This is a genomic window from Enterococcus sp. DIV1307a, assembly GCF_050537425.1.
GTDB lineage: Bacteria > Bacillota > Bacilli > Lactobacillales > Enterococcaceae > Enterococcus > Enterococcus faecalis.
This window is the reverse complement of record NZ_CP172914.1, coordinates 2595251-2612437: the sequence shown is the minus strand read 5'-3', so window position 1 is coordinate 2612437 and position 17187 is coordinate 2595251. Positions and strand designations below refer to the sequence as shown.

General features: G+C 40.6%; 16 protein-coding genes. 15 read left to right on the top strand and 1 reads right to left on the bottom strand.

What is annotated here, in order from left to right:
* Positions 1 to 56 precede the first annotated feature (56 nt).
* The 12 genes from gmk to IGL90_RS12695 all read left to right on the top strand — a co-directional run bounded on the left by gmk (position 57) and on the right by IGL90_RS12695 (position 12255).
* The gene (gmk, locus tag IGL90_RS12750) at positions 57 to 671 is read left to right on the top strand and encodes a guanylate kinase (protein ID WP_002354915.1); all 615 of its coding nucleotides are present in this window, start codon (positions 57 to 59) and stop codon (positions 669 to 671) included.
* Positions 672 to 675: 4 nt separating this feature from the next.
* A complete protein-coding gene (gene rpoZ / locus IGL90_RS12745) occupies positions 676 to 978 on the top strand; it encodes a DNA-directed RNA polymerase subunit omega (RefSeq protein ID WP_002354916.1) in 303 nt (100 codons plus the stop codon).
* Between the two features lie 148 nt (positions 979 to 1126).
* Positions 1127 to 1273, top strand: a complete 147-nt coding sequence (locus tag IGL90_RS12740) for a putative holin-like toxin (RefSeq protein ID WP_002383235.1) — start codon at positions 1127 to 1129, stop codon at positions 1271 to 1273.
* Between the two features lie 345 nt (positions 1274 to 1618).
* Positions 1619 to 4051 carry a primosomal protein N' gene (priA, locus tag IGL90_RS12735; RefSeq protein ID WP_048736975.1) on the top strand — a complete coding sequence of 811 codons (2433 nt, stop codon included), beginning with the start codon at positions 1619 to 1621 and terminating at the stop codon, positions 4049 to 4051.
* A 26-nt stretch (positions 4052 to 4077) separates the two neighbouring features.
* Positions 4078 to 4572, top strand: coding sequence for a peptide deformylase (gene def / locus IGL90_RS12730; protein WP_002371656.1), 495 nt, complete (start codon positions 4078 to 4080; stop codon positions 4570 to 4572).
* Positions 4565 to 5506, top strand: coding sequence for a methionyl-tRNA formyltransferase (gene fmt, locus IGL90_RS12725; protein WP_002398166.1), 942 nt, complete (start codon positions 4565 to 4567; stop codon positions 5504 to 5506). Before def ends, fmt begins: the two co-directional genes overlap by 8 nt.
* A 5-nt stretch (positions 5507 to 5511) precedes the next feature.
* On the top strand, positions 5512 to 6891 hold the full coding sequence (rsmB, locus tag IGL90_RS12720) for a 16S rRNA (cytosine(967)-C(5))-methyltransferase RsmB (protein WP_002354921.1): 1380 nt from the start codon (positions 5512 to 5514) through the stop codon (positions 6889 to 6891).
* Position 6892: 1 nt separating this feature from the next.
* Positions 6893 to 7642: a Stp1/IreP family PP2C-type Ser/Thr phosphatase gene (locus tag IGL90_RS12715; protein WP_002354922.1), complete on the top strand. Its 750-nt coding sequence runs from the start codon at positions 6893 to 6895 to the stop codon at positions 7640 to 7642.
* Positions 7639 to 9795 carry a serine/threonine protein kinase IreK gene (ireK, locus tag IGL90_RS12710; RefSeq protein ID WP_048736973.1) on the top strand — a complete coding sequence of 719 codons (2157 nt, stop codon included), beginning with the start codon at positions 7639 to 7641 and terminating at the stop codon, positions 9793 to 9795. Before IGL90_RS12715 ends, ireK begins: the two co-directional genes overlap by 4 nt.
* A gap of 248 nt (positions 9796 to 10043) precedes the next feature.
* A complete protein-coding gene (rsgA, locus tag IGL90_RS12705; protein ID WP_002359046.1) occupies positions 10044 to 10937 on the top strand; it encodes a ribosome small subunit-dependent GTPase A in 894 nt (297 codons plus the stop codon).
* Between the two features lie 23 nt (positions 10938 to 10960).
* Positions 10961 to 11614, top strand: coding sequence for a ribulose-phosphate 3-epimerase (rpe, locus tag IGL90_RS12700; protein WP_010825550.1), 654 nt, complete (start codon positions 10961 to 10963; stop codon positions 11612 to 11614).
* Positions 11611 to 12255, top strand: coding sequence for a thiamine diphosphokinase (locus IGL90_RS12695; RefSeq protein ID WP_002361010.1), 645 nt, complete (start codon positions 11611 to 11613; stop codon positions 12253 to 12255). Before rpe ends, IGL90_RS12695 begins: the two co-directional genes overlap by 4 nt.
* Positions 12256 to 12357: 102 nt before the next feature.
* Here IGL90_RS12695 and rpmB read toward each other — a convergent pair whose 3' ends face one another.
* Positions 12358 to 12546 carry a 50S ribosomal protein L28 gene (gene rpmB / locus IGL90_RS12690; RefSeq protein WP_002354928.1) on the bottom strand — a complete coding sequence of 63 codons (189 nt, stop codon included), beginning with the start codon at positions 12544 to 12546 and terminating at the stop codon, positions 12358 to 12360.
* A 273-nt stretch (positions 12547 to 12819) separates the two neighbouring features.
* On the opposite strand from rpmB, the gene IGL90_RS12685 reads away from it, so the two are divergent.
* The 3 genes from IGL90_RS12685 to recG all read left to right on the top strand — a co-directional run bounded on the left by IGL90_RS12685 (position 12820) and on the right by recG (position 17093).
* Entirely contained in the window at positions 12820 to 13182 is a 363-nt protein-coding gene (locus IGL90_RS12685) for an Asp23/Gls24 family envelope stress response protein (RefSeq protein ID WP_002354933.1), read from the top strand.
* Positions 13183 to 13264: 82 nt separating this feature from the next.
* On the top strand, positions 13265 to 14941 hold the full coding sequence (locus tag IGL90_RS12680) for a DAK2 domain-containing protein (RefSeq protein WP_002354936.1): 1677 nt from the start codon (positions 13265 to 13267) through the stop codon (positions 14939 to 14941).
* A gap of 115 nt (positions 14942 to 15056) precedes the next feature.
* Positions 15057 to 17093, top strand: a complete 2037-nt coding sequence (gene recG, locus IGL90_RS12675) for an ATP-dependent DNA helicase RecG (RefSeq protein ID WP_002359051.1) — start codon at positions 15057 to 15059, stop codon at positions 17091 to 17093.
* Positions 17094 to 17187 lie beyond the last annotated feature (94 nt).

The window sequence follows — 17187 nt, the reverse complement described above, 5'->3', positions numbered from 1 at the left end:
AAAAAAGTGCAAAATAGAACTAATACTGTGAAATTATGTTTTGAAAGGAAGTCGTTATGTCAGAGCGCGGGTTATTAATCGTATTGTCAGGTCCTTCAGGAGTGGGGAAAGGGACTGTAAGAAAGGCTATTTTCGACAGTGAAGAAAATGATTTTCAATATTCAATCTCAATGACCACTCGGAAACAGCGAGAAGGCGAAGTGGATGGAGTAGATTACTATTTCCGTTCAAGAGAAGAATTTGAAGCGATGATTGAAGCTGGAGAAATGTTGGAATATGCGGAATATGTTGGTAACTATTATGGGACACCATTAACGTATGTTAACCAGACGCTAGATGAAGGCAAAGACGTCTTTTTAGAAATCGAAGTCCAAGGGGCTAAACAAGTCAAAGACAAAGTGCCTGATGGCGTATTTATCTTTTTGACACCCCCCGATTTAGCGGAATTAAAATCAAGAATTATTGGCCGCGGAACAGACGAAATGTCTGTGATTGAAGAACGAATGGCTGTGGCCAGAGAAGAAATCGAAATGATGGCGCTGTATGATTATGCGGTAGTGAATGATGAAGTTCCTTTAGCCGTGCAACGAATTAAAGACATTATCGCGAGTGAGCACTTCCGTGTTGACCGTGTAATTGGAAAATATATTAAAATGTTAGAGGAGATGTAGCCTTATGATGTTAAAACCGTCAATTGACTCATTATTAAAAGAAGTCCCTTCAAAATATTCTTTGGTTATTTTAGCAAGCAAACGTGCGCATGAATTAGATGAAGGCGTTCAACCAACCGTTGAATCCTTTGATTCTGTAAAAAGTGTAGGTCGTGCGTTAGAAGAAATCGAAGCAGGAACAGTGATCAGTGATCCAAATCCTGAAGAAAAACGCGAACGTCTACGCATTGAACGTGAAGAACGCAAACGCCAACGTGAACAAGAACAAAAAGAATTAGAAAACCGTTTACGTGACGAAAAAAATTAATTGAATGAAAAACAAGTCTATGATTGAAGCTTTCTTCAAGTAAAGGCTTGTTTTTTTGTGATTGCAAATGTTGTGGGATGACTTTTGTGGTATACTGTTTTTGTAGATAAGTTATGACGGTGGCTACTTCTGGAAGGTGGTGGTGCTTATGAGCATAAGTACTGAAATCTATGAAAGGGGAAAGCCGTATTTGTCCGCATTAGATGTAATCGGACTAATTTTCGACTTTGGTTTATATACCATTGCGTTGATTAGTTTGGTTGTCACTTTGCTAAAAAAAGACAAAAAGAAATAACCAGTCATAAACTTTGAACGGTTAACTGGTTATTTCTTTTTAATTAAGTAAAAACTAAGTTACTGTCATGATTCTACAGTTAGAGAGATGGACCAACATCTCTCTTTCAAAATGATTATACCATAAAAAAATGTAGAGTGCTAACACTAGTTAGCAGTGTAAGTTTCAAAGTATTTTAAGAGGATTACTAAAAGCTACTTTCTTAGATCATTTGTTTAGGAAAGCTAGCTTTTTATATTTTAAGGGGAAATTAACTAAGCTTAACAACAACGAGACACACAAGACAAATCAGTCAATCTTTAGTACAATAGGCAAAGAGAATTTACATAAAAAGGAGGACGCACCATGCAAAAAGTAGCCAAAGTTATTGTGGATGTACCAACGATGCAAACCGATCAACCATTCACTTATTTAGTTCCTGAAAATTTAAATGAGCAATTGGCTGTCGGCATGCGTGTAGAAGTGCCTTTTGGTAACGGTAATCGGCATGTTCAAGGGTTTGTTCTAGCCATTGAACCAATGGCTGCAACGGTTCTTGACGAAACCAATGTTCAGTTGAAAGAACTAGTGGCGGTGTTGGATTTAAAACCTGTCTTAAATACAGAAATGTTGGCTTTAGCTGATTATATGAAGGAAAAAACGTTTGCTTTTAAAATCACTTGTTTGCAAACCATGTTGCCTAGCGTAATGCGTGCCGATTACCAAAAATATATTTATTTAACGGATGAGCTTTCTGAAGAATTACAAGATCAGTTATTTTATGGTTTAGAGGAAATTTCGTGGGACCAAGCGCAAGAACGTGGGCTTTTGCCTCAACTAATGGCGTTGCGTAAACAGCAAAAAGTCGATATTCGCTACGAAGTTACGACGAGAAATAAAGTAAAAATGGTCCGCTTCATTCAAGCCGCTAAGGAATTTGAACAACTAGAGGAAATTCGTTTGGGTTTACGCAAGGGAGCTAAGAAGAAAGAGCAACTTCTTTACTATTTACAACGCTTGGGCACTGAAAAAATCACCGCTGTGAAGGAAATGAAAGAATTAGGTTTCAGTACCGCGCTTTTAAATGAAGCGGCCAAAAACGGCTGGTTAACGTTCATTGAAAAAGAAGCGTATCGTGATCCGTTTGCTAATCAGACGTTTGAAAAAACGACTGCGTTATCTTTGAATGCAGAACAACAGGTGGCTGTGGAAACAATCTTACAATCTGTCCAAGAACAGCAAAGCCAAACCTACTTATTGGAAGGTATTACAGGAAGTGGGAAAACAGAAGTTTATCTACAGGTCATTGCAGAAGTTCTTAACCAAGGCAAAACAGCCATTATGCTTGTCCCTGAAATTTCTTTAACTCCGCAAATGGTGCAACGCTTTAAAAGTCGCTTTGGCGAACATGTTGCTGTAATGCACAGTGGCTTATCGCAAGGTGAAAAATACGATGAGTGGCGGAAGATTGAACGAGGAGAAGCGGAAGTGGTGGTTGGCGCGCGTTCAGCCATTTTTGCGCCAATCGAAAACATCGGCGTGATCATTGTTGATGAAGAACACGAGGCAAGTTATAAACAAGAAGAAACCCCGCGCTACCACGCGAGAGATTTAGCGATTTGGCGTTCGGAGTACCATCATTGCCCTGTTGTTTTAGGCAGTGCCACGCCGTCCTTGGAATCACGCGCTCGCGCACAAAAAAATGTTTATCAGCGGTTACGATTAACACAGCGTGCCAATCAAGCGGCAACCTTGCCTACGATTGATGTAGTGGATATGCGGCAAGAAGTAGAAAATGGCAATGTCTCTTCTTTTTCCATGTCGTTGCAAGAAAAACTCCAAGAACGCTTAGAGAAAAACGAACAAAGTGTTCTCCTACTTAATCGCCGTGGCTATTCGTCATTTGTGATGTGTCGCGATTGTGGCTATGTGTTGCCGTGTCCGAATTGTGATATTTCCTTAACTTTGCATATGGATAGTAAAACAATGAAATGTCATTATTGTGGGCATGAAGAACGGATTCCTTATCGCTGTCCTAACTGTGGCCAAGATAAAATTCGCTACTACGGAACAGGCACACAAAAAGTAGAAGAAGAATTACAAACGTTATTACCAGAAAGTCGTATTCTCCGAATGGATGTTGATACGACCCGTCGCAAAGGTGCGCATGAAAAGATTTTGCGAACATTTGGTGAAGGACAAGCGGATATCTTATTAGGCACACAAATGATTGCCAAAGGACTGGACTTTCCAAATGTGACGTTAGTCGGTGTCTTAAATGCTGATACCGCCTTGAATTTACCCGATTTTCGTTCCAGTGAACGGACCTTCCAATTATTGACACAGGTCAGTGGCCGAGCTGGTCGTGCTGAAAAACCGGGAGAAGTCATCATTCAATCTTTTAACCCCGAGCATTATGCGATACAATTGGCAAAAGCCCAAGATTATGAAGATTTTTATACAAAAGAAATGTATATTCGTCATCGTGGGGATTATCCACCGTACTATTTTACGGTCCAAATTACGGCTAGCCATCCTGAAGAAAATGAAGCAGCGAAACAAATGTTTCAAATTGCGACGAAATTAAAACAAGGCTTATCGCCGCAAGCCATTTTGTTGGGACCAACGCCCAACGCAATTATGCGTGTCAATAATCGATACTTTTATCAAGTGATTATCAAGTATAAACAAGAACCAATGCTTCAACCATTATTGAAAGAAATTTTAACCGATACACAACGAGCAACGGCTCGTGGCTTAAAGCTTTCCATTGATGCAGAACCCATGAATTTTATTTAAAAAATACAGCTTTGAAAGGAGCACTTATGCGCTATCCAGTTGTGATTCACCCGAACGAACACTTAAAAATGAAGGCTCAACCTGTGACGATTATTACCGATGAAATTGTGCAGTTACTAGAGGATATGTATGAAACAATGCTGGCCCATGATGGGATTGGCTTAGCAGCCCCGCAAATTGGTAAAAATTTGCAAATGGCAGTGATTGAAATCGATGAAGAATCTGGTCGTTTTGAACTAATTAATCCAGTGATTATTGAAAAAAAGGGAACCAGTATTGATGTGGAAGGCTGTTTAAGTATTCCAGAAACATATGGAACCGTTGAACGAGCAGATGAAGTGACTGTCCGTTATTTTGACCGTGAAGGTGAAGAAATGGAAGTTACGGCTTACGGTTATTTAGCTCGAGCTTTTCAACACGAAATTGATCATTTGAACGGCGAGTTATTTATCGATAAAATGATTGAGAAAATTGCACCAGAAGATTTAGAAGCGTATATGGAGGAACATTTTGATGACTAAAATTGTATTTATGGGCACACCAGCCTTTTCTGTTCCGATTTTAGAAAGTTTAATCGAGGCAGGCTATGACGTTCAAGCGGTTGTCACGCAACCAGATCGACCAGTTGGCCGAAAAAAAGTGATTACCCCAACGCCTGTCAAAGAAGCAGCTTTAAAACATAACTTATTAGTCTTACAACCAGAGAAAATTTCAGGTTCTCCTGAAATGGAAAAAGTGATTGACTTAGCACCAGATGTAATTGTGACAGCAGCCTTTGGACAATTTTTACCAGAGAAAATTTTAAAAGCGCCCAAACTAGGTGCGATTAATGTCCATGCCTCACTTTTACCAAAATATCGTGGCGGCGCACCTGTACATTACTCGATTATTGAAGGAGAAAAAGAAACAGGCGTCACGATTATGGAAATGGTGAAAAAAATGGATGCTGGCGCGATTTTAGCGCAACGTGCAATTCCGATTACGAAACAAGACGATGTAGGCACCATGTTTGAAAAATTAAGCATTCTAGGAAAAGAACTTTTATTAGAAACGTTACCCAAGCTAATTGCTGGCGAAATCACGCCTATTCCACAAGTGGAAGAAGAGGCTACTTTTTCACCAAATATTACCCGAGAACAAGAACGAATTGACTGGCAAAAAACTGCTGAGGCAATCGATAACCAAGTGCGTGGTATGCGTCCTTGGCCAACAGCGTTCACAACCTATCAAGGGACCAACTGGAAAATTTGGGCAGTGACACCACTGACTGAAACAACAACTAGCGCCCCAGGAACGATTATCCAGCGTAGTAAAAAAGCGCTATGGATTGCTTGTGGTGAAGGGACAGTCCTTCAAATTGATCGCCTGCAACCAGCAGGTAAAGGTCAATTAACGATTCAAGAATTTTTAAATGGCGTTGGTCAAAATGTCGCAGAAAAAGATAAGGTGGACTAACAAAAATGGCTGAAAAAATCCCCAAGAAATTAAAACGTTCTGTTCGATACGTTGCTTTAGAAACCATCGAACGTGTGGATAAAGGTGGGGCGTACTCCAATCTTTTACTTAATGAAATGATGACAAAATCAGAACTAAGCGAGAAAGATGGCCGCTTGTTTACAGAACTTGTCTACGGCACAATTAGTCGCAAATTATTGTTGGAATACTACTTAACACCATTTGTTAAGAAACCGCAAAAAGTCGATAATTGGGTGAAAAATTTATTGATTTTATCGTTATATCAATTACTTTATTTAGATAAAGTGCCCGATCATGCAGTCATTAATGAAGCGGTTGAAATTGGCAAACGTCGTGGCAATCCTGGGATTGGTAAATTCGTGAATGGCGTGCTGCGGGCGTTCCAACGAAATGGAGCACCTAGTTTGGCCGCAATTAGCGATCCAGTTGATCGTTTAGCCACGGAAATTAGCATGCCACGTTGGTTAACAGAAAAATTACTTGCCCAATTAGGCGAAGAAGAAACACGGCAGTTAGGTTTATCATTATTTGAAAAAAGCCATGCGAGTGGCCGAGTAAACACACGGTTTATTTCACGAGAAGAAGCGCTGGAAGAATTACAAGAAACAGGGATTGCCGCGAAGGAAAGTCAACTTTCCCCTTATGGTGTTGTCGCTGAAAAAGGCTACTTAGCTGGCAGTGAACTGTTTATTAACGGTTGTTTAACCATTCAAGATGAAAGCTCTATGCTCGTGGCTCCAGCGATGCAAATTGAACCGCATCATCGTGTCTTGGATGCTTGTGCGGCTCCTGGTGGCAAAACGACTCATATCGCAACTTTTTTAGAGGCTGAAGCAGGTGGTCGTGTGACCTCTTTAGATATTCATGCGCACAAAATTAAGCTAATTAATGAAAATGCGCAACGCCTCCATGTGGCGGATGTCGTCCAAGCAGAAAAGCTTGATGCGCGACAAGTGGCCGAAGAATTTCCCGCAGAAACCTTTGATCGGATTTTAGTTGATGCACCATGTTCAGGCTTAGGGCTAATGCGCCGTAAACCAGACATTAAATACCATAAAACGGCCAATGATTTTCAAAATTTACCTAAAATTCAGTTAGAAATCTTAGAAAGTGTTGCCCCAACACTAAAACAATGGGGTATAATGGTCTATAGCACTTGTACTATTACGCCAGAAGAAAATCAGGAAGTAGTGGCAGCCTTTTTAGCCAAACACCCTGAATTTGAAAAAATTGAAATTGTTGCAAATGAAAATGTCCAAGCAGTAGTAAAAGAGCAAGAACTGGTTCTGTATCCCCATCAATACATGACAGATGGCTTCTTTATTTGCTGTATGCGGAAAGTTAGTTCAAATGAGGTGAAATAATTTGGAAATCAACGTTCAATCAGATGTCGGTCGCAAAAGAAATACGAACCAAGATTATGCCAACGTTTTTGAGAACCAACAACACATAACCTTTGCTGTTTTAGCAGATGGCATGGGTGGTCACCAAGCAGGTGATGTCGCTAGCCAAATGGCAGTCAATAATTTAGGTGAGAGTTGGTCCAATGCGTCTGTCGACTCAGCTGAAAAATCTGCACAGTGGTTAATTCAAGCAATTCAAAAGGAAAATGAAAAAATTTATGAACGCGGACAATCGAAACCAGAGTATTTAGGAATGGGGACAACCGTGGTTGGTGCCATCCTTTTACCGGATTCATTTGTCTTAGCAAATGTGGGGGACAGTCGTGCTTATTTAGTTCGTGACCAACACATGTTACAATTAACAGAAGATCATTCTTTAGTGAATGAACTAGTAAAATCAGGGGAGATTACTCGTGAGATGGCTGCAAATCATCCACGAAAAAATGTCCTAACACGTTCTTTGGGAATGCCTGGCACTGTCGAAGTCGATGTAACCAATCATGAATGGCTGCCTAATGACTATTTACTGTTATGTTCGGACGGTTTAACCAATATGGTTCCTGAGACAAAAATTTTAGAAATTTTAGAGACGTCAGATCCCTTAGAATCCAAATTAAGCCAACTCGTTGCCCAAGCAAATGAAGCAGGTGGTTTAGATAACATTACCGTGTTAGTGATACACTTTGACGAACAGAAGGAGGAAAACCAATGATAGAAATCGGCAAGAAGCTGAATGGTCGATATCACATTATTGGCAGCATCGGAAGCGGCGGCATGGCCAACGTCTATTTAGCACACGATTTAATTTTAGACCGAGACGTTGCAGTAAAAGTCTTGCGCTTTGACTTCCAAAACGATCAAGCCGCCATCCGACGTTTTCAGCGTGAAGCACTAGCCGCAACTGAGCTGGTTCACCCGAATATCGTCAGTGTGTACGATGTAGGCGAAGAAGATGGACTACAATATTTAGTCATGGAATATGTGAAAGGAATGGACTTAAAACGGTACATCCAAACGCATTTCCCAATTCCTTATTCCACAGTTGTGGACATTACGCAACAAATTTTATCTGCTGTCGCAATGGCACATGAACATAGAATTATTCACCGGGATTTAAAACCGCAAAACATTCTGATTGACGAACACGGCACAGTCAAAATTACTGACTTTGGGATTGCGATTGCCTTGTCAGAAACGTCAATTACGCAAACGAACACAATGTTAGGTTCGGTGCATTACTTATCGCCAGAACAAGCGCGCGGAAGCATGGCGACCAACCAATCAGATATTTACGCTGTGGGAATTATTCTCTATGAAATGCTAACAGGGAATGTACCTTTTGATGGTGAATCAGCCGTAACGATTGCCTTAAAACATTTCCAAGAAGAAATTCCTTCTGTCAAAATGTTTGATCCAGGGATTCCTCAATCATTGGAAAATGTGGTTCGTCACGCAACCGCAAAAGACCCAAGCGATCGCTACAAAACAGCGAATGAGATGGCAGAAGACTTATACACGTCCTTGTCAGCCAGTCGTTTAAACGAACCTGCGTGGGAACCAACGGCTTTATTAGGAGAAACGAAAGTATTAACTCCGATTCCCGAAGACATCGCTGAACCGGAAGAGACAACGCCTGTCGAAGTCCCAGAAGATATCGCAGATGACATTTTAGCTGAACAACCACCGAAGAAAAACCGCAAAAAATTGTGGATTGGCTTAGCAATTGCGGCATTAATTGCTTTAGCAATAGGTGGCTTAGCCTTTGCAATGTCGGGCGGTAAAGACGTTGAAGTTCCTGATGTTACAAATGAAACGAAAGCGGACGCTTCACAAGCGCTACAAAGTGCCGGGCTGAAAGTCGATAGTGAAACCAAAAAAATTCCCGATGATAAGATTGAAGAAGGCAAGGTGGTCAAAACAGACCCCGAAGCAAAATCATCTGTGAAAAAAGGCCGATCTGTTACTTTATATATCAGCTCTGGAACAGAAAAAATTGAGATGGCCGATTATACAAAGGAATCGTATGAATCTGCTGTCGAAGCCTTGAAAAAACTAGGGTTTTCAGAAGACCAAATTACAACGAAAAAAGAATACAGTGATTCTGTGTCTACAGATAACATTATTAAACAAAAACCAGCTGCAGGTAAAAAAGTTGATCCGAAAAAAGACAACGTCACTTTAACGGTCAGTGAAGGACCAGAAGCGGTTACTTTGCCTAGTTACGCCGGTTATTCTTACACAAATGCAGTAAATGCACTGGCACAGTTAGGCATTTCTGAATCTCAAATTACGCGTGTCGACCAAGCAAGCGATACGGTAGAACCAGGTTTAGTCATTACGCAAGACCCCGCACCAGGGGGCACCGTGACACCTAAAAATGGTCAAGTGACATTATATGTAAGTAAAGGTAGCGACAAAGTGACACTTTCTGATTATAGCGGAATTTCTTACGATAATGCGGTAAGTCGCTTAATTGCTTTAGGTATCCCAGAATCTCAAATTAAACGAGTGGACGAAGAAAGCGACAAGGTTGAAAAAGATACCGTGATTAGTCAAGAACCAGCTTCTGGTACCGCTGTTGATCCGAAAAATGACACGATTACTTTACATGTCAGCAAAGGCAGTGACTCAGTAACTGTTCCTGATATTTCAGGTTATTCGCCAAAAGCTGCAGAAGACAGCATCAATAACGCTGGCCTTAAAATCAATGAACAAGGATTATCTGGCTCTGGCGATGGCCAAGTCGTTGAACGAACTAGCCCATCCGCTGGCAGCAAAGTCAAAAAAGGCGACTCTGTTACAGTTTATTATTCAAAAGCAAATGATTCAAAAAGCACCACTAGTGAAAGTAGTACGAGTAATTAAGACAAGAGGTTGGGACAGGAGGGTTTAGCTTCAAGAACCAAGTAGGTACTGTTTAACATCTATTTGCTTTTCAAATAGTGTTTCTCAGCAATAAGAAGAAGCTGCTCCTGTCTCGCCATTTATCTTAAGATTTAGGTCTAGGAAGGTAAGTCATTTCGACTTATGTCCTAGGCTCTTTTTAATTAATAGAATCGAGAGGCTCCCTTGATTTCTCTGCCACTATCCTGTATATTCGAAAGTAGTTAGGAGTGGTTTATCTGAAAGGTCAAATCAGAAAAGCGTTAAGCGGTTTTTATTATGTATACGCAGATGGAGAAACATATCAAACAAGAGCGCGAGGGAATTTTCGTAATCGAAAAATTACGCCACTCGTGGGAGATGAAGTACTTTTTGAAAGCGATAATTTAACAGATGGTTATGTGTTGGAAATTTTACCAAGACGAAATGAATTAGTGCGCCCGCCTGTTGCAAATGTGGATCTAGGTGTGGTTGTCATGAGTATGGTTTCGCCAAATTTTTCGTTTAATTTGTTGGATCGTTTCTTAGTCAGCTTAGAGTATAAGGATATAGAACCAGTTATTTATTTAACGAAAGTTGATCTATTAGATGAGCCGCAACGTCAAGAAGTCACTGAAATTAAACAGATTTATGAAGCGTTAGGTTATGCGGTAATCGCTTCGGAAGACGTAGAAGCCACCAAAGAATTAGAACGCTTTTTCCCAGAACGGTTGACTGTTTTTATGGGACAATCAGGCGCTGGAAAATCAACATTGTTGAATCAAATTTCACCAGAATTACAACTAGCAACTGCGGAAATTTCCCAATCTTTAGGACGGGGCAAACATACGACCCGTCACGTGGAATTGATTCCGTTATACGACGGTTTGGTCGCTGATACACCAGGATTTAGTGCCATCGATTTCTTGGAGATGGAAGCAGTGGAATTACCAAAGCAATTTCCTGAATTTGTTGCCGCGGCCTCTCACTGTAAGTTTCGTGAATGTATGCACCACAAAGAACCTGGTTGTGAAGTGAAACGTCAAGTGGAAGCGGGAACCATTGCGACGAGTCGTTACGAAAATTATTTACAGTTTTTAATGGAAATCGAGAATCGACGACCTGTTTATAAGAAAAAATCATAGCAAATATAAAGGGAGCGAGCCAAATGAAACTAGCACCATCCATTTTAAGTGCCGATTTTGCCAATTTAGAAAGAGATATCCGTTTAGTAGAAGAATTAGGAGCAGATTATATTCATGTTGATGTCATGGACGGTCAATTTGTGCCCAACATTACCTTAGGACCGAATATCGTTTCAGCGATTCGTCCAGTGACAAAACTACCATTGGATGTTCATTTGATGATTGTACAACCTGAAAACTATATCAATGCCTTTGCGGAAGCCGGTGCGGATATTATTACTGTCCATCAAGAAGCAACACCCCATATTCATCGTGTCTTACAAATGATTAAAAATGCGGGTGTGAAAGCTGGCGTAACCATCAATCCTGGGACACCACTTTCGATGATCGAAAATGTATTAGATTTGGCAGATCAAGTCTTGGTAATGACTGTCAATCCAGGCTTTGGCGGACAATCATTTATTGAAAACTCACTAGAAAAAATTGCTCAATTAAAAGAATGGAAAGAAACAAAAGGATACACCTATGAAATTGAAGTCGATGGCGGGATTGTTCCTGAAACTGCCGCACGCTGCAAAGAAGCTGGTGCGGAAGTGTTCGTTGCAGGCTCCTACATTTATAATGCTGAAAATCCTCAAGAACGAATCGATGCACTGAGAGCAGTGCTAGACAAATGAGTCGTGTCTTACTGGTAGCTGGGGGCAATCCAAGTGATTGGCCAACCATTGAACCAGCTACGTATGATTATTTCGTAGGTATTGATCGCGGCTGTCTCCATTTATTAGAGGCCGATTTACCGTTACAATTAGCGGTGGGCGATTTTGATTCATTATCACGAGAAGAATACCATTTTGTCCAAGAAACTGCCGAAACACTCATCCAAGCACCTGCTGAAAAAGATGATACAGATACACAATTAGCGCTTCAAGAAGCTTTACAACGATTTCCACAAGCAGAGATGACGATTATCGGTGCGACAGGGGGCAGAATTGACCACTTATTAGCCAATCTTTGGTTACCCTTTGAACCACGATTTCAAGGCGTACTTCGCCAAATCCGTCTATGCGATCGTCAAAATAGCATCCAGTATTACGCCCCTGGTTCGTATATCGTACCAAAAGAGCCAGATAAAGAATATCTGGCCTACTGCTGTTTGACGCCTGTAGAAAACTTGACGCTACGACGCAGTAAATATTTATTAACCAATCAAGATGTTCCTTACCCAACATCGTATGCAAGTAATGAATTTATCGAAGAAGCCGCTGCTTTTTCCTTCGATGCAGGGATGATTGCGGTTATTCAAAGTAAAGACAAGTAAAAAGAGGTTGGACCTTCATCAATGCGATGAAGGTCCAGCCTCTTTTTTTATGCAATAAAAAAAGCCGAACAACGAACGTCCAGCTTTGCTTATTTAAGTTTATTAAACACGTTCGATTTTACCAGATTTCAAAGCACGAGTTGACACCCAAACTTTTTTAGGTTTACCATCGATTAATACGCGAACTTTTTGTAAGTTAGGTTTCACAGTGCGTTTTGTTGAGTTCATCGCATGTGAACGGTTATTACCACTTGAAGTCTTACGACCAGTGAAGTAACATACTTTTGCCATTTTAAGTTTCCTCCTTTGCCTTGATCTTGGAGCGATAATATTCAGCTCATACTAACTTAATTTATCATATTAGGCACTGATTTGCAAGAAGATTTTTTTCTATGATTTGACTTTAGCAATCAAAAAGAGTAAATTGAAATCTTGCTAGAATGTTCACTTAGAAGTGGAAGAATGAAAATATCTGACAAACTTCCTTTTAATTAAAGGCTGGATATGATAAAATGTTATGGAAGAAAATAGGGCGAATGTGCTCTTATAAGGAGGCTTTCATCAATGGCTGTAAAAATTCAAACACCCGCAGGTACCATTGAGATTACCAATGATGTGATCGCTACAGTAGTTGGCGGAGCTGCGACAGATATTTACGGAATTGTCGGAATGGCAAGCAAAAATCAAATTAAAGATAACTTAAACGATATTTTACGTCGTGAGAATTACTCACGTGGTGTCGTTGTTCGTCAAGAAGACAACGGAATCGCAGTGGATGTCTACACGATTGTTAGTTATGGTACAAAAATTTCTGAAGTTTCTCGTAACGTCCAAGAAAAAGTAAAATATAATCTTGAAACATTATTAGGTGTCACTGCGAATTCAGTTAACGTTTTTGTTCAAGGAGTTCGTGTATTACCGGATTAGAGGTAGTGTACTGTCAACGATGCAATTGCACAAGGAAGTCGTGTGTTGCCGTTAGCGGTAAATCTGAAGGAGGATTTTTTAGGTGAATGTAACAGAAATCAGCGCAGGTCAGTTCCAGGAAATGGTCCAGGCAGGTGCGACTCGTCTGCACACAAATGCAGAATATGTCAACTCATTAAACGTTTTCCCTGTACCCGATGGTGATACAGGAACAAATATGAACTTATCAATGACCAGTGGTGCAAAGGCTGTGGCCGATTCTCGCTCTGAAAAAGTAGGAGAATTAGCAGGTGCGTTATCCAAAGGGTTATTAATGGGTGCTCGTGGAAATTCTGGGGTTATTTTATCTCAATTATTCCGCGGCTTCTCAAAACAAATTCCTGAGGTTACAACATTAAATGCCAAAGACTTGGCCGCTGCCTTTACACATGGTGTAGAAACAGCGTATAAAGCAGTGATGAAACCCGTTGAAGGAACAATCTTAACTGTTTCTCGTGAAGCGGCGCGTTCTGGTGAACGTAAAGCGAAAGAAACAGATGACTGTATCGAAGTTATGACAGCTGTTGTAGCAGGTGCTAAACGTGCTTTAGCGAAAACACCTGATTTATTACCTGTCCTAAAAGAAGTCGGCGTTGTAGATAGTGGGGGTCAAGGACTACTATTTATCTATGAAGGATTTTTAGAAGCGCTTAGTGGTGAATTTTTACCAACTGAAACGTATGAACCAAGTCCTGCCGAAATGGACGAAATGGTTAATGCTGAACATCATCGTGGTGTTAGTGGTCACGTTGCGACAGAAGACATTAAATTTGGCTATTGTACAGAAATTATGGTTCGTATCGGCGAAGGCCCAACCGTGGACAGCGCTTTTGATTATGAAACATTCAGAAACTACTTAAATGAACTAGGCGATTCTCTATTAGTCGTTAACGATGACGAAATTATCAAAGTTCACGTACACACTGAGCATCCAGGTGAAGTGATGAACTACGGCCAAAAATTTGGTTCGTTAGTAAAAATAAAAGTAGACAATATGCGTTTACAACATGAAACGTTAGTTGAACGCGATGCTCAGCAAGAAGCGTTGACTGAAAAAGTTCGCGTACCGTTTGCTGTGATTGCTATTGCAGCCGGTGAAGGCGTTCAAGAATTATTCCGAAGTTTAGGTGCAAGCTACATTATTAGTGGTGGCCAAACAATGAACCCAAGTACGGAAGATATTTTAAAAGCAGTCAAAGAAGTGAATGCAGAGCAAGTCATTATTTTACCAAACAATAAAAACATCTTTATGGCGGCTGATCAAGCAGCAGAAGTTGCCGATGTACCAGTAGCGGTTGTTCCATCTAAAACCATTTCTCAAGGAATGACAGCAATGTTAGCTTTCAATGATCAACAATCATTAGAAGAAAACAAAGCAAGTATGACGGAAATGTTAGACAGCGTTGTGAGTGGTCAAGTAACCACAGCTGTTCGTGACACAACCATTGATGACGTTGAAATTAAAAAAGATGACTTCTTAGGAATGATTGATGGTAAAATCGTCGTTTCTGAAGCAGATCGTTTTAATGCATCATTAGACACGTTGAACCGCATGATTGATGAAGACACTGAAATCGTGACAATTATTGTCGGCGAAGATGGTTCTGTTGAAGAAGCTGAAAAGCTAATCGCTATTTTAGTTTCTGAAAACGATGAACTAGAAACAGAACTTCATGAAGGTGGACAACCTGTATATCCATACTTATTCTCAGCAGAATAGGTTTTCGTGATGAAAAAATAAAAACGAATAGGCTGGTTCATTAGTTAGGGCTAATGAACCAGCCTATTTAATGAATGATCCATTTTTTTGCGTATATTAATGAGGAGGGGATTTTATGGACATCACAGATTTAGTCAGCGTATTGCCCGGTGTTGGCCCAAAACGTGCTGAAAATTTACAAGAACTGGGGATTGCTACAATTGAAGACTTATTGACGTATTATCCCTTCCGCTACGATGATATCCAAGAAAAGGATTTAAGCGAGATTCAGGATCAGGAAAAAGTTACGCTAAAAGGGCTAGTGGTTTCGGAAGCAGTCGTTAGTCGGTACGGTTATAAGAAGAGCCGGTTAACGTTTCGAATGATGCAAGAACATGCGGTCATTAATGTTTCCTTCTTCAATCAACCTTTTTTAAAAGACAAAGTAGTTCTTTCCGAAGAAATTGCTGTTTATGGCAAATGGGACGCCAAGAGAAAATCATTAAATGGCATGAAAATCTTAGCTTCTAAAGGAGACAATGAAGATTTCGCCCCCATTTATCATGTGAATAAAAAAGTCCGCCAAAGCACGTTGGTTCAGTTAATCCGCACTGCTTTTGAAGAGTATGGTTCACTGGTTGAAGAGATTTTACCGAATGATTTATTAGAAAAGTACCGCTTGATGCCTAGAAAAGAAGCAATGTGGGCGATGCATTTTCCCAGTAATCCAGAAGAAAGCCATCAAGCCAAACGGCGAGTAGTCTTTGAAGAGTTTTTCCTTTTCCAACTTAAAATGCAAGGATTGAAGAAACAAGAAAAAGCGGAAAAAAATGGTTTAGCTATTCAATATGACGTGGATCGCTTAAAAACGTTCACCCAAGGACTGCCTTTTGAATTGACAGGCGCCCAAAAAAAAGTGACCAATGAAATTTGTCGAGACTTGCGAAGTCCGAAGCATATGCAACGATTGCTTCAAGGTGACGTGGGGAGTGGGAAAACGGTAGTGGCTGCGATTGCGCTATACGCCACCATGACCGCTGGCTTTCAAGGAGCGTTGATGGTTCCGACTGAAATTTTAGCGCAGCAACACATGGAAAGCTTACAGCAGTTGTTTGATCCATTAGAAGTGCGAACGGCCTTATTAACAGGTTCCACCAAAACGAAAGAACGTCGTCTAATTCTCGAAGAACTGGCCAATGGCGAGATTGACATTGTGGTAGGGACCCATGCTTTGATACAACAAGATGTCAGTTTCCATCAATTAGGTTTGGTAATCACCGATGAGCAACATCGTTTTGGTGTGAATCAGAGAAAAATATTAAGAGAAAAAGGCTTAAAACCAGATGTTCTATTTATGACGGCCACTCCGATTCCTCGAACGCTGGCAATTACAGCCTATGGCGAAATGGATGTATCAATCATTGATGAAATGCCAGCTGGACGGATTCCAATCGAAACACGTTGGATTCGGCCGCCGCAGTTAGATACTGTTTTAGAATGGATGGAAAAAGAACTGGCTCGAGGACATCAAGCCTATATTATTTGTCCCTTGATTGAAGAATCAGAAGCCTTAGATGTGAAAAACGCAACAGAAATTTTTGAACATATGCAAAGCTTTTATTCCCCAAGATATCAAGTGGGATTACTACATGGTAAAATGAAAAATCAAGAAAAAGATGACATTATGCAGGAGTTCAAAGACAATCAGCTACAATTATTGGTTTCTACCACCGTTATTGAAGTTGGCGTGAATGTACCAAATGCCACGGTGATGTTAATTATGGATGCGGACCGGTTTGGGTTAGCACAGTTACATCAGTTACGGGGCCGTGTGGGGCGTGGCTCCAGTGCATCTTATTGTATTTTAGTGGCCAATCCGAAAAATGAAATGGGCGTTGAGCGTATGAAAATCATGACAGAAACCACCAATGGTTTTGTCTTGAGTGAGCGTGATTTGGAACTTCGCGGACCTGGGGAAGTGTTCGGTGCACGGCAATCAGGGGTGCCTCAATTTGCGGTAGGAGATATCGTGACGGACTTTAACATTTTAGAAGTTGCGCGCCAAGAAGCAAGTGCCCTATGGCAAGTGAAAGAATGGTGGCAATATCCTGCTTATCAAGGCTTAGCCAATCGAGTGAAACCCCAAGATGAGGCGGCCCAATTTTTCGATTAGAAGAGGTAATTTTTGAAGCCAGAAAGTAAAAGCCAATGCGTATTTCTTTGAAAAAAATATGTTATACTTGTTAGGAAACAAAAAAGTAGGAGGG